Below are 22,347 nucleotides of genomic sequence, written 5' to 3'. Positions count from 1 at the left end.
CCGGAATTGTCACGGCAATCCGATGGACGTCCGGTGTGGCGTCTACAACGTCAAAGCACGATCTGTTTGTTGCGCAGTTCCACCGCATTCTGCGTCGCCAATGAAGGATCCCCCAAAATAGAGAACGCCGACGAAGACATGGTCATCAGGGCCAGCACAATCACGCTGGAGCGCGGATTTATCAGGCGGTTGGATGCTTTCCAGTGCAAGAGCGGCTAACTCCTCGCCTTTGTCCCACGTCGCTTGGCGTGAGATGATCTGATTGGCATTCTTTCGATTTATGGAGATAATCTCTTAAATCTAGTTTGAATGCGCTTGGTATAATATGGCAAACCTGTTGATGAACCTAGATGAATGCCGTCGGCATGAACAATAGCCGAATTGCCCATCGGAGTTTTGCCGAGCTGGGCAACAGAACGACATAATAGGTGACATCGACATGCGCAATTTTTTCATCGAGGCCGCTCTCGCGGCAATTCTTCTGTCCACCGCTGGCGCCGCCGCCGCAGGTTCGCTGCCGCCACAGGCGCAGCAGAAGTTCGACCTTGTCGTGCGAAAGGAAACCAGAAACCACGCGTCGTTGCCACGGCATCTCCAAGCACCCGCTGCCCGATCGACTGCGCCACCCCCAGCACAACTCAAGAGCGACTCCGACAAGTATCCCTCGGTCGATGGCCTTTTTTCGGGCATGGATGGGTTTTGACGAGAGATGCTGGCTTCTCGCAACGGTGATTGTGGTTGAGGCTGGTTGCTGGACAAGTGCCATCATTTCGAACGGGTTGCGTTCGGCGTTGCCATTTTACGCTTTGTTGGGCAGCGGCACCTTTTGCCGCTCTCCCGGTGCCGGCCTGCCATCTGGTCTAAGGCGTGGCGGTGAATCTATGCTGCCTTGCCTTGTGGACATGCGGCGCGCGCATATCAAGTCTTCACGGCATGCAGCTTGATGAAACCGAGCCACCACCATCGACAGCCGGCCAACCTCTTGGGAGACACAAGGAAAATGGGCCGATGACCCTGTCATCGGCCCAAAAACTCGCACGGTGAAAAACGCTCTCGGGGGGAAGAGCACCCTCACAATCGATCAGCGGGCGGGAGGGGGGCGGCCGACGGATCAATTTGGTACGAGTCGGAGCGCTGGCCATCATGTTGTAGAATGAGAGCGGGACACAACTGATCGCAACGCCGGCCCCAATCTAGTGCTTTTCGTCGACGACGCTTCTTCGTTATTGCCAAGTTTGCATCTTGGTTGCGGATTTCGCGCGTTTTTGTGGAGGCATCAAAACGCGTCTTTAAACCGGTCAAAAGCCCCGCTAGTTTTGTATGGGGCAAAACACCATGCCCGAGTTGGCAAACGCGCGATCTCTCTGGACGCGTTCCCAGAAGGGACCTGGGCCGCGTCCTTTTCGCTGGCTTCGCAATCGAATTGCCGTTCGTTCCTGAAAGTGCTTTTATCCTCGCGACTGGGCTTAGCTGGGACATTGCGGCACATGCCGGGTAGCCAAAACACGAGATTTTCCTTCGTTACGGTAACGCTCCGCAGAATGCGCCTAGGGCGGTGTTCCCCTTGTTCGATAGTCCAGGCGATGTCGGCGACGGGCCCATGCAACGCAAGGTCCGCCGTGTATCAAGAGACACAGCATTGACCGGTCGGTTGCTCACGGATGACCCAGTCGCGCGCGGCAATGGGCCGATCGTCCTCATCGTCGAGGACGACATTTCATTCCGCGAAGCCCTCAAGAGGCTTTTTCGCACGGTGGATCTGAACACAGAGGTCTTCGGATCAGCAGCGGAACTGCTGCAATACAAGCTCCCGGATGTTCCGGGCTGCCTCATACTCGACGTTCGGCTGCCAGGGGTGAGCGGTCTTGATATTCAAAGCGAACTTGCCAAAGCAAACATCCACATTCCAATCATTTTCATGACCGGTCATGGCGATATTCCGATGTCGGTGAGAGCAATGAAAGCCGGCGCCGTCGATTTCCTGACCAAGCCGTTTCGAGACCAGGACATCCTCGATGCTGTTGTCGCGGCGATCGATCGCGATCGACGCAGGCGTGAAAAGGACGGAGAGGTATCTGGTCTGCAAGCTCTCTTCAAGTCCCTGAGTCCGCGCGAGCGGGAGATCATGGCATTGGTTACGACTGGGCTCATGAACAAGCAGGTTGCGGCCGAGGTAGAGCTGAGCGAGATCACCGTGAAAATACATCGCGGCAACGTCATGAAAAAAATGGGTGCCAAGACTTTGGCTGATTTGGTGAGAATGGCCGAGGCTCTCCATCTACCCCGTACCAAACAATAAAACCTCTGTATGATTCGTGGTCAGCGCTGATTGGGCTAAGGTCGTAGACTCGCGACGAGGAGTCGTCGCATAATCTTCTTGAGAGGTCGTCAACTGTCCAGCGTTCCGATAATCTCAATCGTCGATGATGATGAATCCCTCAGGATGGCCACCGCAAAACTCGTGCGCCTTCATGGGTTTCTCGTCCATGCGTTTGCATCGGCTGAAGAGTTTCTGGAGTCTCCCTACGTCGGGGACACAGGCTGCGTTATCACGGACATCCGGATGCCAGGTATGAGTGGCGTTGACCTGCAGGCTCACCTGATCGCCCAAGGCATAAGAGTGCCTGTCATTTTCATTTCGGCTTTTCCTGAGGAGAGCAGCCGGAAACGAGCATTGGAAGCCGGGGCGGTCTGCTTCCTGACCAAGCCGTTCGACGGCAAAGCGCTGATCGACTGCCTATCCGGCGCTTTGCGGGAATCCGAGTAGTCGGATCAATGCGGTGCCGACACGAGAGCAAAGCTGGTCTCGACCGGCGGCAATACATCGACTTTCTGACCTCGACCCTGTTTGGCCTCCCGGTCTACAAAGTCTATGGCGGACTGATCGCCGACGGAATTTTCGAGCCGGCCGCGTTCGCAGCACCCCTAGGCTCCAAGGACATTCGGCTTACCCTGGCGGCAGCCGAGGACTTGCGCATGCCGATGCCGATCGCCAGCCTTCTTCGCGACCGGTTTCTTACCTTGTTGGCTAAAGGAGGCGACAAGCTCGACTGGGGAGCGATCGGCGGTCTTGCTGCCAAGGACGCCGGTATGAACTGACCGTTCGACTTGCGAGCCACAAGCACGATATCGTCGCAACTATCGGCTGCGAGTCCAATCCAAACCAAAGTATGAGCAGTTCAAACCAAAACTCTAGAGCCGCCTACTGACGTAGAATGGAGTAAATCATCACCGGCGCTTTACGCTGACATCAGACGGGATAGCCCGAAGGATGTGCGCCAAGCCATGTTGACGAACTCTGCCCCCAGCGACATCGATGTACTTGCGACTATGACCTTCTCGGGCAAAGCTCCGCGACTGGAGCAAACGGGCCCATTGTTGGAAGATTGGCGCGCTCCATTCAACGGCAGAAAGGCACAACGCGCCGACGACCTCGCGGCGTACGCGCAGTTCGGGCGGCGGACCGTCGAGGTGGCCGATTGCTGCGTCGAGATATCTTCTGCCAACGCCGCGAGTTGTCGCGCAGCGGTTTCGGATGGGATAATTGCTGAGGTAGTCCAAGCCGCAGGTCATGACAAAATCGAGTTTCGGTTTCGTGCGCCTATGCACTTGCTGGTGGTCTATGAACAGGGCGCGCGGCGAGACGGTGATAGCTTCGTCGAGGGCCTATCCCCATCGAAACTGCAGGATTTTGGCCGCAAGCTTACCTTCGTGCCCGCCGGCAGCGAGTACCTTGAATGGCATGAGCCGCGGACGTTTGCGCGTCTCATGTTCGTCTATTTTGATCCTGCCAAGCTGCAAGTCTCGCTCAACGCGGACACGGCAGATATGGCGCTCGCTGCGAAGCTTTTCTTTGAGGATGCAACGCTTCTGGGCACAGCCCTCAAACTGATGAATTCGCTGGAAAGCCCAAACCTGGAGAACCAGCGGTACCTGGAAGCGCTGGGTATCATCCTGGCTCATGAATTGATCCGTTTTCACAAAGGAAAGCCGAGAGCCGAGCCCCAGCCTCCAGGCGGACTCGCGGCTTGGCAGAAGCGGATAGTAACGGCGCATATCGACGCGCATTTGGGTGAACCGATACCGCTAGCCACTCTCGCGCGCCTTGCGCGGTTGAGTCCGTACTATTTCTGCCGCTCCTTCAAACTGTCATTTGGTGTGCCTCCGCATCGGTATCACACCAGCCGCCGAATCGAGCATGCCAAAAGTCTCCTCGCGACGCGCGCTCATTCGGTGACAGACATCGGATTGACTGTCGGATATAGCGAAACCAGCTCGTTCACGGCCGCTTTTCGAAAGGCGGCCGGTCTTACTCCGAGCGCTTATCAGCGGAGCCTCGCATAGGCCGTGGCCCACCCGGTTTGGCCGGAAATTGCGCAGTCCGAGAGCATACTTCGAGGTTGTTTTACCGCCGCCGAACTGGCGTTTTGTTTCCGGCGAGTCCAGTTGGATGTTTCAAGGGTCCGCAAGGCGGCGTGACGCCGGCGTTCATCACCCGACTGTCTCCATATGCATCATGCATCGCTAGCCGTGTCGCGTTCCAACATCGAGGATGGAGCGCCGGGCCATGCGAAGGTCTCCTCGACGGTTGCTGGCAAAGCGAGCCCGTTGATTGAGCCCTGAGGAAAAGGCGGATCTCGAAACTGAAGACTCCAGCGCGGGCCCGAAGCCCATCACCAGAAATACAGCCGGCTGCAAAGGCTGTCGCAAGCGCGGGACATGCAAGGAGACAGGCGCAGTCCGGACAGCCCGCCGACAGACCTCACAAGCAAGCCGACAGGACAATTCCGGCTACCAAATTACCCGCACGGCTCGACGAACTCGGCTGGGATAAATCCTGGCGTGACATCACCCGCCGCTGCATAGCGGCGGGTGCTGTAACAGGCGCCGACGCCTTCTGATTAACGCCGGTAGGGGCTCTGGAAGTGCTTCACGCCCAGAGGTGTCGGGTACTGGTGAAACGAGTCAATGCCGTCAAACCAACCCTTCTGGGCGAAGTCTCCGTAAGCGCTGCTGCCGTGACCGCCCTCGCTGCCGCTCTGGGCGGCAAAGGCTCCGGAGAGCGGAACGGTGATGATCATCGCGGCAAGCGCCGCCTTCAGAGTGATAGAACGCATGATTACATGTCCTTTTCGATGAGGAAGGCGGCTATTTGTCGACCGCGCATTCCGATTACAGGCTCTCGGGAACCGTCAAAACGAGACTTTCATCTCGTCCTTACAGTTCCCGGCCTTCATCGAATACCTAGTGTCGATCTGCAGAGATTTGTAATATATCAAGGTATGGTTTTGTGTATAAATAAGTATGGATGCCCAAGTGCGTCGATAACACTCGACTTCGCAAGCCGCACACACACAGCAAGCAGAGCGCAGCTTTTCGAACCCTGCGGCCGGTGCAGCATTTCGTAGAGAAATCACGTGCGCTGCTCGGTCTCGTCGATCAGACCTCAAGAAGGCTCGCCGTTGCTACGTCATGCTAGTCGTCGCAGGTATTATGCACCTCGCGCCTCGCCAACGTGAGACGCAGGTTATCGTCCCCCAACTCGGCTAGCATGCTCCGTGGCTCGACGTATTCGGCATCATTGTTGGCGATGCGCTGAGTCCGGGCAATTTGCCCGATGGATCGTAGTGTGGCGCAAAGGGCTTCAATCAACTTTGGCCACGTCAGCTGCTTGATCTGGAACCAACTGCACGTGGTAAGTCATGTCTTCGCACTTGAGCAGGTAGACGGTCTGGTTGGGGGCGGACTCAGCTTCAATGCGCTCCGCGGAGCTTGGATTTTTGCAAGGGGAGCCCTGGCTTCGCACCTGGTCGGCCACGATGGTCGCCACGGTGCCCTGGGCTGTCGCAGTCGCGACGGTGCCCCGAGCTGTGGCAGTCGCAACGGTACCGGCGAGACAGACCGATATGATAACGCCGGCGCTGGTGGATGGAATCCACAACAATCCTAGATTGCGCCCCATTTGCAGTCTCCTTTGTTATTTTCGGCCTTGTTGTTTTTCCGCCGCAAACTGCGACGGCCAACAGACCTTGGAATGGGTCTGGGTTGTAGACGATCAAATCGTGGTCGGCTTTGAACCGGGTGCAGCCATCGCCGCGCAGCCGCCCTATCCGATGAGTCCGACGATCATTTGCTTACTTCCCGAGGCGCCTTTCATCACGGTCGGCAGCAAGTACCGGCAGGTTTGTCGAAAGGCTTGGTCTCGGTTGCGGCGGCTGGTTACTTCTTGCGGTTATCAGCAGGGGTCGAATGCCCAGTCGAGCGCAGGATGCATGGATCAGGATTCTGCCTGTGTGCTGATGCCCTACCCCGCTCCGATTTTGCGGTCGTCGTGGCCAGTCACAAAGGTCCTTACCCGATAGGGCAACCGATTGGTGCGGATTGTTTGCCCGCGGAACTACAGCTTCAACTTCCGCCGTCGGCGCCCTCGCCAGCTGCGTCAGCCAGATCACGGGCGACATCGTGATGCGGCGGCAAGGCGAACTGAAACGTCGCACCATGCCCGGCATTACGCGAGGCCCACAATCTGCCCCCATGATTCTCCATGATCGAGCGGCAGATCGATAGCCCCATGCCCATGCCGCTGGGCTTGGTCGTGAAGAAGGGCTCGAAGATCTGCCTCACATTCGCCGGGTCGATGCCAACGCCGGCATCTTCGACCGCGACAAGCACCTGGCCGGCGTGGTCCAGTTGCGATCGGATTACCATCGCGTGTGACCGGTCGATGACGGGCGCCATCGCCTCCATGCCGTTGACGATCAGATTGATGATCACCTGCTGCAGCTGGACGCGGTCACCGAGCACGGCTGGCAGCTTCGGCGCCAGTTCCAGGCGCAGCGACACCCGACGGCTGAGCACTTCATGCTGCACCAGCGGGATCACCTCGCTGATCGCGTCGTTGATATCCAGTCCCACCTTCTGGGTTTCGGTCCTCTTGGAAAGCGCGCGAAGTCGATGGATGATCTCGCCCGCCCGCCTGCCATCGCTGATCATATCACGAAGAGTCTCACGGACCTCGGCCAGATCAGGCACCTCGCGGTCGAGCCACTGCAGACCGACCTCGCCATTGGTGACGATGGCAGCGAGCGGCTGGTTGACTTCATGGGCGATCGAGGCGGCCAGTTCGCCCAACGTCGTCACGCGTGTGACATGCGCCAGTTCCGCCTGCGACCGGTGCAAAGCCTCTTCTGCCCTCCTGGTTGCCGTGACGTCCGTTATCGCCCCGACAAACTCCACGTCCCCCGACGCGTTTTTCGTCGCGTGTGCCACGGCGTGGGCATGCCTCACGGAGCCATCCGGCATCAGCAAACGATATTCATGAGCGAAATCCTTCCCGTAGCGGACCGCACAGTCAACGGTCTGTCGTACGGCAGCGCGATCGTCCGGATGGGTACGTTGAACGACCATGTCTATGGTGACAGAAGGAGCCTTGTCGTATCCAAAGATCCGGAAAGTCTCGTCCGACCAGATGATCTCGCCGGTGGCGACGTCCCAGCCAAAGCTCCCGGTGCGGCTCAATCTCTGCGCTTCGGTCAAATAGGCTTCGCTTCGCCGCAGCGCCTCTTCCACTCGCTTACGTTCCGTGATGTCGTTGTTGGTCTCGAGGATCGCCAAAGGGCGTCCGCCATCATCCCGCTGCAGGGACCATCGACTTGCGACGACCAGCGGAGGCCTGTCTCGCCTCGCGTGGACGAGTTCTCCTTCCCAGCGGCCGGTGCGGAGCAACTCCGCGTTGATCTCTTCAAGCGGCGCTGGGAAGATCGTCTCCATGAGCTGGTGAGACACCCGGCCAATCGCCTGATCGCCCTGCCATCCGTAGAGTTCCGCCGCTCCCAGATTCCAGTATGTGATGACATCATTCATGTCGCGAACAAAGATCGTGTCGTGCGTCAGGTCCAGAAGTCGGGCACGCTCGCGCGACACGGCCGCTCCTGCTTGATTCTTCAAGGCGAGGAACGCCGTCGTTCCAGTCGCCAGGAGGCTGACGAGAAGCCTGACAAAGGGGTCACCGGTGTAGGAAGGACCGTGCTGCACCAAATAGCCCAGGATTGCCAGTACGGCGCATCCCAGCGATACGAGCAACACACCGCGCCAATGGAGAAAGTTGACCGACAGAAGCACGACAACAGCGTACAGCGCCGCTGTCGCATGCGGCCTGAGGACAAGGGTGTCGACTGTGAAAATCCCGATGGCAAGCAACCCGACAGCCACAGGAAAGAGGGTTGTGCTGACGGACGCAGGCGGAGACAGCATTTGAGCCATTGCAATCGTGCCTTTTTTGCCTGCGCAGCTCATGAGACTTCACGGCTGCTCCACGCTGGCGGGAAATCGACGCAGTGAGGTGCTGAGCACGGTCAAACTATCCTGGCGCCCCGTGAGAACTAAAACCATGGAGACGCAACGCTTGGCAATAGCAATGAAACCGGCATCCCTGGCAAAGGCCCGAAGAGGCGCGAGCGCCTTGGTCCCCTCAGTTCAGCCATCGGTGGGCATACTCGGCCTGCCGAACAGCTGGGCCAAGGGCGATCAGGGGATCAATCGCCGACAAGGCGAAGCGCAGGCTGGGCTCGTCGGTCAATCGTCCGTCCCTGATCTTGTCGGCGACGCTGCCTATACCGACCTGCGGAGCGAGAACGGGACGTGACTGGATGGCGCGCCGCGTTGGCCTGTGCCTAAGCGCGGACACCAGCGCTAAAGCCGCCGACAAGGAGACGACGAGCACCGCTTTGCCCGTGAACGCCGAGCGACCGAGAGGCCTCGACGCCCAGCCAAGCACGTTCTTGACAATGACATCCAAAAAGGGCCGGGTCTTCCAATTCGCACAGCATCCTGGCGTCCGGGCGGAAATCGCGGATCTCTCTCATACCAAGGTTTGAGCTTCCCAACCTGATCAGATACCCGAGTAAACCCTGGTAGAATGGAAGGCACCCCACTCCTACAGTAGTCTGCAAAGCTAACAGCAGGTGCAGACAAGTACACCCTTGGTACGAAGGTTGAATCAACCGCAGGGCTGGCTGAGAGATCAGCCTTCGTCCAAATTCGGAGGTCCCGATGTCCAACCAAGTTCAGTCGAAATCACGTTTTTCGTTGACGCGTATCAAAGCGCTGGGCGCGGCAGTCTCGCTGGTCGCCATCTCCGCGATGCCGGTGGCGGCCGCATCGCCAGCAGCCACGGCGAGCGGAATGCCCCCTTGCGCCCCTCGGCCAGAACTCCTGAAGCAACTTTCCAAACGATTCAACGAAGCGCCCGTTGCTCTCGGCCTGGCCAAGAACGGCTCGGTGATTGAAGTGCTGACCAGCGACGATGGCGAGACCTGGACGATTCTTATCAGCCAGCCGAACGGCCCAAGCTGTCTCGTCGCAGTTGGCGAAGGCTGGGAAGAATTGAAGCGTGTCGGTGCCAAAGGCGAGCGCGGCGCCTGATCGCCTGCACCGCGTGGATCGCAAAAGAAGGAACGCGAAGATGGTTGATATCTATTCCCGCGAAAGCGTACTGCAGCACAAGTCGCGGCCCGGCATCGTCCCAATAGGTCAAAAGCTTTGGCCAGAGCAGGCAGTTGACCTGGGATCGCACACAGTTGCCCGTAGGCTGTCGGACACGCACTCCGACCACGGGGCTCCGCTCGCGTTTCTGTCGCGGTTCATCGTTCTTCAGGCGATCGGCGTCGCCGGAATCGTCGGCCTGTGGGTCGCCGGCATTGCCAGCAAACCGTTCGCCGGCGACAACGCGTTTCTGTGCTGGTTCATCGCGGCCATCGGTGCCCTGGGCATACTGTGCGTCTTCCTTCGACGCTGGCGCGATGTCGATTGGCTGGCGACCCATGTGGTGCGGATCGGGCTGCTCGGAACCGTGGTTGGGCTCATCGTCGCCTTCTCCGCGGCGCGCGCTGGCGGCTCGGCCGACCCCAATGCGATCCGGCCGATGATAGCGTCGGTGATCGACGGCATGTATGTCGCGCTCTATGCGACGCTGCTGGGGATAGCCACGAACCTGTGGCTGAAGATCAATCTTCGCCTGCTGGGGAACTTCGATGGATGAGGAAACTCTCACTGTCTGGCTCGACACCGCTCTCCTGATGCTCGGCGGCTTCGTCCTCATGACGGTCCTCATGATGACGGTGATGAACCCGCCTGCCAAGGCGAGCGAAACCGAGGGCGTCACATCGCCCGGAAACGTGACCGTTGAGACGCAGTGGCCCGACAAGCTCGACGCCGATGTCGATCTGTGGGTCCAGGCGCCCGGCGATGTGCCGGTCGGCTACTCCAACAAGAGCGGCAGGGTATTCGATCTGCTGCGCGACGACCTGGGGATGGCGCAGGACATGACCGACTCCAACCATGAAGTCGGCTATTCGCGGGGAGCTCCCGCTGGCGAGTACGTCGTCAATGTTCACATGTATCGCGGCGTCAACGTCAAGTATCCCGTCCCGGTGAAGATAACTGTCAATGTGAAGCGCGATCCCACCAAGTCGTCAGTACCGCTGGCCACAACGAAGGTCGAATTGCGCAAGCCCAACCAGGAGCTTACCGCCGTGAGATTCCGACTCGATTCGACTGGCCAACTGGTGCCAGGCAGCATCAACAGCATCTTCAAACCCCTACGTGTGGCGGCCACCCAATGATGATCGCTCCCGCCATATTCGCCCTGCTGCTGGGCGCGTTCATCTTCGTCATCCTGCCGCATGCAGGCATTGCCCGCCGCATCCTCTCGGTAGGCATCTTCCTGGCGCTGATCACCGTCGTCTATGTCGGTGCCAGCGAGCTTCTTGGCCGTCCCAAGCCGCTGACGCTTGAGTGGCGCGACCCGACAAAAGCCCAGGTGGTGGGCGCCGTCCCGGTTGAGAACGAAGCCATCTACGTATGGCTAACCACAACGGGCTCGAGTGAGCCGCGCTTCTATGTGCTGCCATGGAGCCAGCAAGCCGCGCAACAACTGCAAGACGCGATGGGCAAGGCGGAGGCCGACGGTACTGGGGTTGAGATGAAGATGCAGAGCGCGGACGCAAGTCTCGATACCCGTGAGCCGATGTTCTACGCACTGCCGCAACCGGCCCTGCCGGTAAAGGACTATCAGAGCGGCGTAAGCCCCCTCGTCTATACGCAGCCGGGGTCGTGAAGCGAGTTTTCGCTTCCTATTCCCCTCCTGCGGCTTGGGAGGATAGCACGGTCGGCCTATTTTGTCCGCCGAAAGGCGCCACGACGGTTCCCAGCAGGGCGCCCTGATGCATACAACAAGGCGTGGAGGATAATCCTTTTGATACTTACAATTTGCCGCGGCGCATTCCTAGCTGTGATGTGGGCTGAGAACCGCCGGCGATGAACCGCTCACCGCGACGCGACGGGACCGGACGGCCCGCAGATGGAAGGCGAAGCAATCGCCCCCTTCCCCAGTAAGAAAGGAGGCGCAATCATGCGTTCTTTCAAGACTCTTGAGGCAGTAACACTCACCGCCCTTCTCGTCGCTGTTCCGTTCGCTGGCGCCTATGCCAACGAGACGCCGACCGCGATTGTCGATCAGGCGCAGGGTTTGGACCAAGGTATCGCTGACGCAAGGCAGCAGAACACGATAACGCCGGCCGAGGCGCAAAGGCTTCACATGCGGGCAATCCATATCACCCAAGCCGCCGAAAGAACGGCCGCCGAGGACCGTGGCACGATACCGGCTGCCCAATCTCGGCACTTGCTGCGCCGGCTCGATAATCTCGACCACACGCTCCAGGTCGATACCGGCAATGGCTTCGCCATCAACGACGACGATGCCGAAAGCGGAATTTATCCGAACTGAAGTCACCAGAGCCAGCGTGTCCAAAGAGGACGCACTGGCTCTGTGAGGATGCTTGTCGGGTGTAAGTCTGTCCTTTCCGCCTTGGACTTGGGCAATTTCTACGATCGCCAACCAAGTCCTGCGAACGTCGTCGAAGCCGCGGGACAGCAAGTCTGACGAACTCAGCACAAGCACACCACCGTGGAGCCGTTCGACCGAGGCAGCCACCGTCGAGCGCATTGTCGCGCTGCGGCGGCAACGCCTGACTGGTCAGCACATCGCGGTTGCCGTCGGTGTCTCGCCGGCCACCGTCAGCCGGGTGTTGAAGCGGGCTGGCCTGTCTCGGCTGAAGGATATCGAGTCGGCCGAACCGGTGCGCCCGCTACGAGCGGCGCACCCGGGCGAACTCATCCATCTCGATATCAGGACACTCGGCCGTTTCGAAGCGGTCGGTCATCGCATAACCGGCGACAAGACAATCCGCCATGCTCGTACGCAGTTTGGGGCAGCAACCATCGCAGCTGCAGCGGTGCCGGCAGGCAATGCAATGACGAAATCGGCCTCGCATAGCAAGTGGCCCAGACCGGTCAGTCGCAACTAGGGGTGGATGAGGTCACGCTTTCGGACAACCCGCGACTTGTGCTACCGTTTGCTTGTGGAGAGGGTCATCCTATGCCCCATCCTGCCAAGGCAGCGTCTACCAAGAATCCCGTCCTCGTGGCGGTCGGTCTGCCGGACGCACCGGTGCTGACCACACGCGCGGCTCGGGGAACAGGCATGGCGTTCCTCGAGCTCAATTGCGAACGTCGCAACGCCGGAATCACCCAGGCAGTGCGCGAAGACGCATTTTTGGTCGCCCTCCAATTAAAAAAAGCCGACGATTTCGACCTCTACGCAGATGGTCGGTTGATACTGCCGAAGGGGTTTGATACCGACGATATCGCAATCTTCGACTTAACGACAAATTTAGCTTCTGACCTACGAGACCCATTCCACGCCGTGGATTTCTACTTGCCACACAAAGCGCTTGTGGCCATGGCTGACGAAGGGGATATCCCGAGGCACATCCAGGAACTTCGTCATACAGTTGGTGGCACCGTTCGCGATCCGGTCGCCCGCGACTTGTTGTTGGCCATGCGCCCGGCCCTCGCAAGACCGGAGGAAGCTCCCGAACTATTCGTCGATCACGTCGCGATGGCGCTCTCGATTCACCTTACCCAGAAATACGGCAACGTCGCGCTATTGCCACGGCAATGGGGAGGCGGTCTGGCACCATGGCAAGAGCGTCGAGCCAAAGAGTTGATCGATGCGAACACCAAGGGCGGCCTCACGCTGAACGCCCTTGCGCAATCGTGTGAACTATCGAGAAGGCATTTCACGCGAGCGTTTCGTCAGTCGACCGGGATGGCACCTCATCAATGGTTGCAATACCGCCGGATAGAGAAAGCAAAGCACCTCCTCGAGAAATCCCCCGCTTCGCTCAGCGCTATCGCTTTGGAGTGTGGATTCGCAGACCAGAGCCACTTCTCTAGAGCATTTGCCCGGCTTTCTGGTCTTACGCCAAGGACATGGCGCCGAACCAGGCGAGAATAGTTTCGGCCCGATCGTTCCACGTTTGGCCGTCTCGTTCATGAACCAAATGGTCAACCCGTCCATAGCATAGCGGCTGCAAGTTTCTGAAATCTGCAAGGGGAACTCAAATGTCGAGTATGTTGACTTTGCTTGCCGCCGCCCCGCCCGACAACCATGAGCAGCCGGCCACGGTCGCCATCGAACACCTCCATGGTAAATGGGTTGTGCATTTCACTGTGGACGGCGAGGCCACTCAGTGTCTGTTTGATCTAGAGGTGCACGCCAAGAATTTTGCGGCCGGCCAACGGGTGCGGCTGGGGCTTCCTAGTGTGCCCGACGAACCTTAACCAGATCTCTTCCCGGAAGCCTACTTGTCGATGAGAGGCGCACGCATCCAGCGCATCAACGCAATTGGTACATCCTAAACCATGAAGACTGGCGATGCCGTTTGTAACCTTCACCGTCCGGCGCGGCCTCAGCGCCGCCGACAAGTCCTGCTTATCGGAGGCAATGTTGGAAGCCAGGTGGCCGCCGGCTATCACCGAGCCCGACCGCTTTCACCGCTTTCTCGAGGTCTGCCAGGATGACCTTCTGGTAGATCCCCGCTTCCCCGACTACGCAATGGGACAGAACCGATCGGTTCATGGTCGTTGAGGTAATCATCTTCAGAGGGAGGCCGGCAGGAACGGCCGCCACTATTGCGGACGAAGCGGTCAGACTATTCGGCGAGCGCCTGCACCTCGCGCCTCAGGACGTCCTGTTCATCTTCCACGAGGTGGAACCGAACCTCCCGCGCTTTCCTGCTGCGTCGATCGAACGAGAGGCGACGGCGGATGCCTGACAGCCCAATCGTGGCATAGCCGATCTCACCCATCTGCGCCGGCAAAAGCGCCCGTCTAAGGCAAAGAGCGGAGGTGCATAGCGCGCCGCCTTGACGTCATTGCGCGACTTCATTTGTCGGACCGCTTCGTCAAGCCGGCGGCCATGAGAAGCGCCCCACATTCCCGATCTCGTCCGGGGTTCGCGGCAGATTAGAGCAAGACCGATCCGTTGACGGCAACAACGGTCAAGCGCGCGGCTGACCCACACAGTTACACAGCCGATGCTTTCTACAGCATGCGGACCTGCGCAATTGGATTGCATCGGCGTAACCGAAAGGCGGTGAACGACTAGGCAACGTCGACATGTCGACATTCGGTGCACCACCGCTGTGCCCGCGCCAGACAGATTCTGGCAAGCCCGTACATAGATGGAAGAGAGATCATGATGAACAGACGTACTTTCTCAGCCGCCCTGGTTGCAGGCGCTGCTGCTTCGCTGATATCCACTCGTGGCAGGGCCGCAACTCCCGCTGCGCCGAAGGCGCGCAACGTCGTCCTCGTGCACGGGCTGTTCGCCGACGGGTCCTGTTGGTCCGAGGTGATCCCGCGCCTGCAGGCGGTGGGTCTCAACGTGACCTCCGTGCAGAATCCTCTGACGACCCTGCCTGAGGCCGTGGCATCAGCGCAGCGGGTTCTGGCGCGGCAGGACGGGCCGACGGTGTTGGTGGGACACTCGTTCTCCGGCATGATCGTCACCGAGGCCGGCATGAATCCGAACGTCTCCGCCCTTGTCTATGTCGCCGCGCGGGCGCCGGATGCGGGCGAAGATTACACGGCATTGGCCAAGACATTTCCGACGCCACCCGCGTCCGCCGGGATTGTCTTCGACGGCGATGAGGGGCGCCTCAGTGAAGCTGCGTTCTTGCGCGACTTCGCGGGCGATCTGCCTGTAGCGAAGGCGAAGGCCCTCTATGCGGTTCAGGAGCCGTTCCAAAAGGCTCTACTCACGGGCAAGACAACGCAGGCGGCGTGGCGGTCAAGGCCAAGTTTCTATGCCGTTTCGACGGAAGACCGGACGATCAATCCCGACCTGGAACGCTTCATGGCCAAGCGCATGGGCGCCAAGACCATTGAAATAGAGTCCAGCCATCTATCGCTGATCTCCCATCCCCGCGAGATCACCCAGCTGATCCTGAAAGCCGCGGGACGGCACCGAGCACCAGCCTGACATGTGCTTTCGCCACCTGGCCGCACAAAGATAAAGGGATGTAGGGCTGCATTCCCGTCAACTCGGCAGGATCGATATTGCCAATGCTCACCTGAAGGCGGCGATCCAGTTGATCACTACGAAGACTGCGGCCTGCCGAAGGCGCGCATGATCGGCGGCATCCTCGTTCTCATCGAGGCGGCAGATATCTGTCGACGCGTCGTCGCTCACGCAGACAGATGCGCACCGTCGCCCGGCAACATGTGACGCAAAACCATGAAACCATGACGCCCGATCCTGAAATGATAAAAGTGTGGAAGGGCAGGGGCCTGGTTCCATTTGCCAAACCGTGAGCCGCTCGACCGTGTGGCCATGCCTCTCAGCTAGCCTTCTCCCTCTCCCAACTAGGATTTTCGCCAATGCGTGCACAAGATGTTCTTCCCGACGGTGTCGACCAAATCCAATTTAATGGGGTTAGCGTGCGCAAGGGCTCTGTTGCGGCCTTCCTGGCCAACGCCAAGGTGCTGGCCGATGCGTCCGCCACCGCCGAGGCGCGCCTCGAGGCTGAGCGCGACATCACCGAGGCTATGCCGGCGCTATGCGCCGCCGGCTTGTTCGAAGTTCTGCAGCCGCGTGACGAAACAGTGCGCGCCTTCGTCGAGGCCCTCAAACCATCTCACTCCGAGTGATGTTCTTGAGGCTTTCGCCCCCCTCACCTCGCCACGAGACCAGGTACGGTAGTCGACATTCGGGAGCGTCCACTTCTGGACCCGTTCCCGACTTCCAGCGACGCCACTGTGGATGTCGGCTTCGCACATTCCTTGACTTTCCCGGCGCTTCTCCGAAGCACCGGCTGGAACATCCGGAAGCTTGTTTTGCAGCTTTCCGCCGCAGCGCCTCCGCCACCTGCGTCGGCCAGATCACGAGCGGACCTCTGGATGCGAAGGCAAGACGAACTGAAACGTCGCACCAGGCCCGGTATTGCGCGAGGCCCATAACCTCCCGCCGTGGTTCTCGATGATCGAGCGGCAGATCGACAACCCCATGCCCATTCCGCTAGGCTTGGTGGTGAAGAAGGCGTTGAAGAGCTGCTTCGCGTTTTCCGGGTCGATGCCGACGCCCGAGTCTTCGACCGCGACAAGCACCTTGCCGCTGTCGTCCAGTTGCGACCGGACGACCATCTGGCGCGCACGGTCGGTGACGGGCGCCATCGCCTCCATGCCGTTGACGATCAGATTGATGATCACCTGCTGCAGTTGGACGCGGTCACCGAGCACGGCCGGCAGCGTCGGCGCCAGTTCCACGCGCAGCGACACCCGATGGCTGAGCACTTCATGCTGCACCAGCGGAATCACCTCGCTGATCGCGCCGTTGATGTCCACCGCCACCTTCTGGGTCTCGGTCTTCCCGGCAAGGGCGCGAAGTCGCAGGATGATCTCGCTTGCCCGCCTCCCGTCGCTGATCATGGCACCAACGGCCTCCCGCACCTCGGCCAGGTCCGGCGTCTCACGGTTGAGCCACCGCAGGCCAACCTCGCCATTTGTGACGATGGCGGCGAGCGGCTGGTTGACTTCATGGGCGATCGACGCGGCCAACTCGCCCAGCGTCGTCACGCGTGTGACATGCGCCAGCTCCATCTGCGTCTTGTGCAGTGCTTCCTCTGCCTGCTCGGCGCGTATCGCCGCCGTTACGTCGCTACCGACGCCCCGATAGCCGAGGAAACGTCCTCCCGGATCAAAAACAGGCTTGCCGCTCCCGGCAATGTAGCGCGCCGAGCCGTCGTCGGCTGCAACCCGGAAGACAAAACCGCGAAACGGCCGGCGCGCCTCGAGGGTGGCAATGTGCTGACTCCACTTCTCCGGCTCCTCATCGAGGTCGGTAGCGACATCCCATCGCCTCAAGCCGATCCGGCCTGCGGCGCTTGTACCGATTCTGGCGATTTGCTCCGATAGATGGATGATACGATGGTCTGGTCCCGTCTCCCAAAGCCAATCGGAGGCTGTCTCGGCGTAATCGCGAAAGCGCTGCTCGCTCTCTCGAAGCGCATCCTCCGCCCGCTTGGTTGCGGTGACGTCCGTCACCGCACCAAAAAACTCGATGTTGCCCGATGCGTCCTTCACCGCGTGAGCCACGGCGTGGACATACCTCATTGAACCATCCGGCATCAGCAATCGATATTCATGATCGAAATCCTTGCCGTCTCTGGCCGCACGGTCGACGGTCTGTTGCACGGCAGCACGATCGTTCGGATGGGTACGCTGAACGACCATGTCGATGGTGGCCGAAGGAGCCTTGTCATATCCAAAGATTCTGAATGTCTCATCCGACCAGATGACCTCGCCGGTGGCGGCGCTCCAGCCGAAGCTGCCGGTGCGGCTCAATCTCTGTGCTTCAGCCAAATAGGCCTCGCTGCGTCGCAGTTCTTCCTCCGCTCGCTTGCGATCGGAATAGAGGCGGGCATTTTCCAGCGAAATCGCGGCTTGCGAGGCCAGCAACTCAAGCACCGCCACCCGGCTCGCCGTAAAGGCGTACGGTGTCAGATTGTTCTCAAGATAGAGTGCGCCGACGAGTTTCGTTTGTTTGACGACGGGCAGGCACAGCACGGACCTGGGATGCTTTTGCCGGACATACTCGTCGTCCGAATACAAGTTCCTGACCGAAGCGTCATCAAGAACCACGCTCTCCCGCGTCCGTATCACATAGTGGAGCACGGAGTCGGGGAGAGCCGAGGGAAGTACTGCTGCCTCTCGAACCGTGACCTCGACTCTGCCGTGGCCGGCGGTGGCCTCCGCCACGATCCGCGGCTCGTCGCCCCTGAGAAGGATGAGCAGTCCCCGCTCGGCACCCGCATGCTCGGCCGCAATCCTCATGAGAGTCTCGATGAGCTTGCCGAGTTCGATCTCACCCGACACCGCCTGCGAAGCCTTGACCACCGTATCGACATCCAGCTGCTCGACGGGCGTGCCTATGGTCGTGGTGGGAGATATAGGGACTGGTGCGTCGCGGAGATGCGGATGAAGCTGTTCGATTTGCCGCACCTTGCCATCAGCGCCCCACCGCATATAGCCGTAGCGGGCGTCCTGCAAATACACATGGGCAATCTTCTCGAACCCACGCACCGCGTAGAAGCGGGCGGCGAGTTCGTTGGCGAGCGCCTCATGGTGAATAAAGCCGTTGGCGCGGGCTGAGCTGATGGCCAGGTCGTAGAGGCGCATCGCGTCGACGTCTCGCCCCTCGAGGCGAGCAAGCTCGGCGCCGACCAGCGCAGCGCGGTTCTCGAAATTCTCCGGGCAATTTGTCGCCCAAAGCTGAAGTTGCCCGTGATGCGCAGCGACAGCGTCCAGGCGCTGCCGCTGCGGCTCACCTTCTGCCGCGGTATCGCAGGAGGCGGCTTGAGACAACGCGCCGTAGAAGTGATATTCTGCGACTTCGAGCGAGACCAAGGTCCACAACAGCTGTTTCGCCTTCGATGAGGCCTCAAGGGCCGACGCGTAGTCGCCGCCGAAGAAACGCGCCTGTAGCTTCCAGATCCAATACCAGCACTCGACAAGCGCCAGGTCCGGATTCTCCAAAAATCGGCGCTCGATCCGAAGCTCATCGAACTGCGCATCGTCGAAGGAGCCGAATGTTGTTGTCAGGCCGCGCAGCATCCGGATCAGCGCGCGTTGGGCGGACATGCAGTCAACGACAAGTCCGAACCGCATCTTCTGAGCGAACGCGAGGCCATGGTCAGCTTCGCGTTCCGCCTCGGCAAGCGGATCGCCCGCCGTAAGAAGGTTCGTGGTCAAGTCTTTGCCGCAGTAGGCGGCGTAGTTGAGATCGCCAATCTTGTTTGCCGCCTCAAACGCGCGGCGCACCAGATCGCGGCCAGCCCGGACATGTCTCGTCCAGGGCACCACGCTACCACCAAAGTCCATATAGGTCCTGGCTTGGAAACGCGTCAGTCCGCGTCCTTCGGTCAGGTCATAGCCGAGCTGACCAAAGCGATATACGGCGGATCGGTAGTCGCCGAAGTGCGGGCCGGCAAGCATGGAGAGCCATTCATAGGCGAGGCACGAAGCGTCACAGTTGCCGCGCTCGAGGCTGAGATTGACCGCACGGCAGGTGACCAGGGAAAGCAGGTTCGCATCCGTATAGAATGCGGGTGGCCCGATCTTGGCCAGAACGTCCAGCGTTGCGAGCGACGCCGGGTCGTTCATCAAAGGCAGATCGATTAGAGACTCGATCGTGCGACCCTCGAGCTGCAGCCAGATCCGTTCGTATTCGCGCCGCGCCTCCTCTTCCGTCGGATGCGGCGACCAGTCGATGCCAAGATGCCGGAGGCAGTCGAGGCCGACAGTAATGGCGCGGCTGCCCCGATCGAGGGTCGTGTACAGATCTACGCGCAAGCATGCGACCGTAGCTCGTTCCATCGTGTTTGCTGCGCGGCATGACAGCGCCGCCAGGCACCCCTCCGCCTCCGCCAGCGCGCCGGTCAGGAACTCGCATTCAGCCCGGTTGAGTTCGAGGTCGAAGCTGAGTTGGTAGCACCGTTCCCATCCATTTTCTGTCAGCAAAGCGCGACCGGTGGCAAAATACTGCAGGGCAGCGGCATAGGCAGTTGCCGCCTTGGCACGCTTGCCCGCCTTGAGGTTGAGCTCGGCGACTTGCTCGCGTTGCTCCGGCGAAGTGATCAGCGCCGCGCCTCGGTCAAACTGGTTCACGATGTCGAAGATGCTGTCTTCGAGCTCTTCCGCCAGACTCTGGGCCGCGAGCAATCGGCCAATCCGAAGATGAGCCATAGCGCGCTCGCCTTCCGCGATAAGCGCGTACGCCGCCTCCTGGATCCGGTCATGGAGGAAGGAGTAGGTGTTGTTTGAGCGCAAGAGGAGGCCAGCCCGGACGGCTTCCCAGAGTGCCGCGTGCGTCGCTTCCTCAGTCTCCCCGTGCACCAGAGCGAGCGTAGCCGACTCCGCTACATTCCCAAGGCAGGCCAGGTGTCCTAGTGCCTTCCGGGTCGCATGGGGCAGACGGCTCAGCTTCGCGGCCATGAGATCGGCGACGTTGTCGGTGAAGCCTTTGGCGCTGATACGCGGCAGGTCCCATGTCCAGGCCTCCGTGCCGGGATCGAACGCCATCAGCGCCTCCTCCGCCAAGGCCGTCAAGAACTGGATCGTGAAGAACGGATTGCCATCGGTCTTCTCGAACACCAGCCCAGCCAACGGGCGCGTACGCTCAGGCACCGTGTGCAGCGCATCTCCAAGCAGCCGCTTCACATCGTCCTGCTTGAGGGGAGCAAGCAGGATATCCTGCACCCGCCCCCCGGCTTCGCGAATCGTCGCCAGCATCCGTGCGAGCGGGTGCGAGGGACCTACCTCGTTGTCCCTATAGGCTCCGATAAGCAACAGGTGCCGCACGTCCGGGTGCGTGAGATGTTCGAGAAGGTCGAGCGTCGCGGTATCCAGCCATTGCAAATCATCGAGGAATAGCGCGAGCGGGTGCTCCGGCCGAGCAAACACGCCGAGGAAACGCCGGAACACCAGCTGGAACCGATTTTGCCGGTCTTGCGGCGGGAGGTCGGGAACCGGCGGCTGCTCGCCGATGATCAGGGCAAGCTCGGGGATCAGGTTGATCATGAGCTGGCCGTTCGGGCCAAGCGAGTCAAGCAATGCATTTCGCCAGCGATTCAGCTCGGCATCATCCATGCTGAGCAACTGATGCACGAGGCTGTGGAAGGCCTGTGCCAGCGTCGCATACGGAATGTCCCGCTTGTACTGGTCGAACTTGCCGGCTGCAAAGAGGCCACGCTGCAGGACCAGCACCTTGTGCAACTCGTTGACGATCGACGACTTGCCGATGCCGGCATAGCCCGACACCAGCACGAGCTCGGTTGTGCCTTCGCTTGCCACACGATCGAAGGCCGCAAGGAGGGCGTCGATCTCGGCCTCGCGTCCATACAGCCTTTCCGGGATCACCAACCGGTCCGACGCGTCATGCGCAGCGAGCGAAAACGATTCGACGCGGTGATGCGCTTCCCATGCCGAGAGACACCGCCGGAGATCGGTCTCGACGCCTGCCGCGGTCTGATAGCGATCCTCGGCGGTCTTGGCGAGCAGCTTCAAGACAATGGCCTCGACCGGGCCCGGGATTCCGCTCACCCGCTCGCTCGGCGGTGTCGGCCTCCGGGCAATGTGGCAGTGGACCCATCCCATCGGATCGGTGGCCGTGAACGGAAGCGCCCCGGTGAGCATCTCGTAAAACGTGACGCCGAGCGAATAGAGATCGCTGCGGGCATCGATCGATCGGTTCATACGGCCAGTCTGCTCGGGCGCCATGTAGGCAAGCGTCCCGGCAATAATTTCTGGCGGCGCGGGGGCCTGGCGCTCGCGCGGCAACCGGGACGCAATGCCGAAGCCGGTGAGGCGGACGTTGCCGGCGGCGTCGATGAGCGCATTCGCCGGCTTGATGTCCTTGTGGATGAGGCCATGCCGGTGAACTTGCCCAATTGCGGCCGCGAGCGGGATCGCGATGCGCAAGTACTGCGTCACATCCATCGGCTGGCCGAGCAGTTGATCGAGCGGCTGGCCGCCGGGGTCCTCGAGCACCAACGCCATGCGGCCGTCGTGGCGGGACAAGCCTACCGGCCGGACAGCCCAGTCGGCATCCAGTTCGGCCTTGAGGTCATGTTCATGTTCGAGCCGCTTGAGAGACTCAAGCGCGGAGTATTCCCCGATCGGCGCGACCAGCAGGATCGGGTCCAAGCCGTCTCCCGAGCCGCGGTAGAGTGTGAACTCGCCTCGCCGCAACACCGAGAATACATAGCCCGAAAGCTCCGTCAAAAGGGTGGCCTCCCGTCAGCCCCACTTTGGTACTCAGCACGCCCCTTTGGTACAAGGACTAGTTTTGCTCTTGTCCGTCAATCCATCACCCGAAGCCAAGCATGCATCGCCGAAACGATCGCGGTCACGGGAGGGCCTCTTTATGCGAGCGCAAGGTGGACTGAA

22 protein-coding genes and 1 pseudogene are annotated in these 22,347 nt (G+C 60.3%); 16 read left to right on the top strand and 7 right to left on the bottom strand.

Going from position 1 to position 22,347, the window contains the following annotated elements:
• Positions 1-50: 50 nt before the first annotated feature.
• Positions 51-209 (bottom strand): hypothetical protein, encoded by a 159-nt coding sequence (locus LHFGNBLO_RS14725; RefSeq protein ID WP_258608474.1) that lies wholly within the window; start codon positions 207-209, stop codon positions 51-53.
• Positions 210-439: 230 nt separating this feature from the next.
• On the opposite strand from LHFGNBLO_RS14725, the gene LHFGNBLO_RS14720 reads away from it, so the two are divergent.
• The 5 genes from LHFGNBLO_RS14720 to LHFGNBLO_RS14700 all read left to right on the top strand — a co-directional run bounded on the left by LHFGNBLO_RS14720 (position 440) and on the right by LHFGNBLO_RS14700 (position 4,344).
• A complete protein-coding gene (locus LHFGNBLO_RS14720; protein ID WP_258608472.1) occupies positions 440-703 on the top strand; it encodes a hypothetical protein in 264 nt (87 codons plus the stop codon).
• Positions 704-1,600: 897 nt separating this feature from the next.
• A complete protein-coding gene (locus LHFGNBLO_RS14715) occupies positions 1,601-2,299 on the top strand; it encodes a response regulator transcription factor (protein ID WP_258608471.1) in 699 nt (232 codons plus the stop codon).
• Between the two features lie 78 nt (positions 2,300-2,377).
• Complete coding sequence (locus tag LHFGNBLO_RS14710) at positions 2,378-2,767, top strand: response regulator transcription factor (protein WP_413774685.1); 390 nt, start codon at positions 2,378-2,380, stop codon at positions 2,765-2,767.
• A gap of 8 nt (positions 2,768-2,775) precedes the next feature.
• On the top strand, positions 2,776-3,099 hold the full coding sequence (locus tag LHFGNBLO_RS14705) for an NAD-binding protein (protein ID WP_258608468.1): 324 nt from the start codon (positions 2,776-2,778) through the stop codon (positions 3,097-3,099).
• Between the two features lie 186 nt (positions 3,100-3,285).
• A complete protein-coding gene (locus LHFGNBLO_RS14700; RefSeq protein ID WP_258608467.1) occupies positions 3,286-4,344 on the top strand; it encodes a helix-turn-helix transcriptional regulator in 1,059 nt (352 codons plus the stop codon).
• Between the two features lie 557 nt (positions 4,345-4,901).
• On the opposite strand, the gene LHFGNBLO_RS14695 is transcribed toward LHFGNBLO_RS14700, so the two are convergent.
• The 4 genes from LHFGNBLO_RS14695 to LHFGNBLO_RS14675 all read right to left on the bottom strand — a co-directional run bounded on the left by LHFGNBLO_RS14695 (position 4,902) and on the right by LHFGNBLO_RS14675 (position 8,797).
• Entirely contained in the window at positions 4,902-5,117 is a 216-nt protein-coding gene (locus LHFGNBLO_RS14695) for a hypothetical protein (RefSeq protein WP_258608465.1), read from the bottom strand.
• Between the two features lie 527 nt (positions 5,118-5,644).
• Entirely contained in the window at positions 5,645-5,962 is a 318-nt protein-coding gene (locus tag LHFGNBLO_RS14685) for a hypothetical protein (protein ID WP_258608464.1), read from the bottom strand.
• Between the two features lie 443 nt (positions 5,963-6,405).
• Positions 6,406-8,295: an ATP-binding protein gene (locus LHFGNBLO_RS14680; protein ID WP_258608462.1), complete on the bottom strand. Its 1,890-nt coding sequence runs from the start codon at positions 8,293-8,295 to the stop codon at positions 6,406-6,408.
• Positions 8,296-8,470: 175 nt separating this feature from the next.
• Positions 8,471-8,797, bottom strand: a complete 327-nt coding sequence (locus tag LHFGNBLO_RS14675) for a hypothetical protein (RefSeq protein ID WP_258608457.1) — start codon at positions 8,795-8,797, stop codon at positions 8,471-8,473.
• Between the two features lie 254 nt (positions 8,798-9,051).
• Between LHFGNBLO_RS14675 and LHFGNBLO_RS14670 the strand changes: the two genes are divergently transcribed.
• From LHFGNBLO_RS14670 to LHFGNBLO_RS14625, 10 genes and pseudogenes are all read left to right on the top strand, one after another.
• Positions 9,052-9,423, top strand: coding sequence for a hypothetical protein (locus tag LHFGNBLO_RS14670; protein WP_258608455.1), 372 nt, complete (start codon positions 9,052-9,054; stop codon positions 9,421-9,423).
• A gap of 40 nt (positions 9,424-9,463) precedes the next feature.
• Positions 9,464-10,039 carry a MotA/TolQ/ExbB proton channel family protein gene (locus tag LHFGNBLO_RS14665; RefSeq protein WP_258608454.1) on the top strand — a complete coding sequence of 192 codons (576 nt, stop codon included), beginning with the start codon at positions 9,464-9,466 and terminating at the stop codon, positions 10,037-10,039.
• Complete coding sequence (locus LHFGNBLO_RS14660; RefSeq protein WP_258608452.1) at positions 10,032-10,622, top strand: hypothetical protein; 591 nt, start codon at positions 10,032-10,034, stop codon at positions 10,620-10,622. Before LHFGNBLO_RS14665 ends, LHFGNBLO_RS14660 begins: the two co-directional genes overlap by 8 nt.
• Positions 10,619-11,116, top strand: coding sequence for a hypothetical protein (locus LHFGNBLO_RS14655; RefSeq protein WP_258608451.1), 498 nt, complete (start codon positions 10,619-10,621; stop codon positions 11,114-11,116). The genes LHFGNBLO_RS14660 and LHFGNBLO_RS14655 overlap by 4 nt, the downstream gene beginning before the upstream one ends.
• A 243-nt stretch (positions 11,117-11,359) precedes the next feature.
• Complete coding sequence (locus LHFGNBLO_RS14650; protein WP_319944223.1) at positions 11,360-11,785, top strand: hypothetical protein; 426 nt, start codon at positions 11,360-11,362, stop codon at positions 11,783-11,785.
• A gap of 139 nt (positions 11,786-11,924) precedes the next feature.
• Positions 11,925-12,242 (top strand): annotated as a pseudogene (locus LHFGNBLO_RS14645) (IS481 family transposase); the annotation flags it as partial.
• Between the two features lie 299 nt (positions 12,243-12,541).
• Positions 12,542-13,357, top strand: a complete 816-nt coding sequence (locus tag LHFGNBLO_RS14640) for an AraC family transcriptional regulator (protein WP_258608450.1) — start codon at positions 12,542-12,544, stop codon at positions 13,355-13,357.
• Positions 13,358-13,464: 107 nt separating this feature from the next.
• Positions 13,465-13,683, top strand: coding sequence for a hypothetical protein (locus tag LHFGNBLO_RS14635; RefSeq protein ID WP_258608448.1), 219 nt, complete (start codon positions 13,465-13,467; stop codon positions 13,681-13,683).
• Positions 13,684-13,979: 296 nt separating this feature from the next.
• The gene (locus LHFGNBLO_RS14630; protein ID WP_258608447.1) at positions 13,980-14,177 is read left to right on the top strand and encodes a tautomerase family protein; all 198 of its coding nucleotides are present in this window, start codon (positions 13,980-13,982) and stop codon (positions 14,175-14,177) included.
• A gap of 419 nt (positions 14,178-14,596) precedes the next feature.
• Positions 14,597-15,385 (top strand): alpha/beta fold hydrolase, encoded by a 789-nt coding sequence (locus LHFGNBLO_RS14625; RefSeq protein ID WP_258609731.1) that lies wholly within the window; start codon positions 14,597-14,599, stop codon positions 15,383-15,385.
• An 87-nt stretch (positions 15,386-15,472) separates the two neighbouring features.
• Here the strand turns inward: LHFGNBLO_RS14625 and LHFGNBLO_RS14620 are convergent, their stop codons facing one another.
• Positions 15,473-15,595 carry a hypothetical protein gene (locus LHFGNBLO_RS14620; protein WP_258608446.1) on the bottom strand — a complete coding sequence of 41 codons (123 nt, stop codon included), beginning with the start codon at positions 15,593-15,595 and terminating at the stop codon, positions 15,473-15,475.
• 248 nt (positions 15,596-15,843) lie between these two features.
• On the opposite strand from LHFGNBLO_RS14620, the gene LHFGNBLO_RS14615 reads away from it, so the two are divergent.
• Positions 15,844-16,053, top strand: a complete 210-nt coding sequence (locus LHFGNBLO_RS14615) for a hypothetical protein (RefSeq protein WP_258608445.1) — start codon at positions 15,844-15,846, stop codon at positions 16,051-16,053.
• 231 nt (positions 16,054-16,284) lie between these two features.
• Here LHFGNBLO_RS14615 and LHFGNBLO_RS14610 read toward each other — a convergent pair whose 3' ends face one another.
• Positions 16,285-22,104, bottom strand: a complete 5,820-nt coding sequence (locus LHFGNBLO_RS14610; RefSeq protein ID WP_258608443.1) for an AAA family ATPase — start codon at positions 22,102-22,104, stop codon at positions 16,285-16,287.
• Positions 22,105-22,347: the final 243 nt, after the last annotated feature.

This window comes from Mesorhizobium sp. AR10 (assembly GCF_024746795.1).
Lineage (GTDB): Bacteria > Pseudomonadota > Alphaproteobacteria > Rhizobiales > Rhizobiaceae > Mesorhizobium.
Note: the sequence above shows the minus strand (reverse complement) of the source record. Positions and strands in the feature narration are given on the sequence as shown.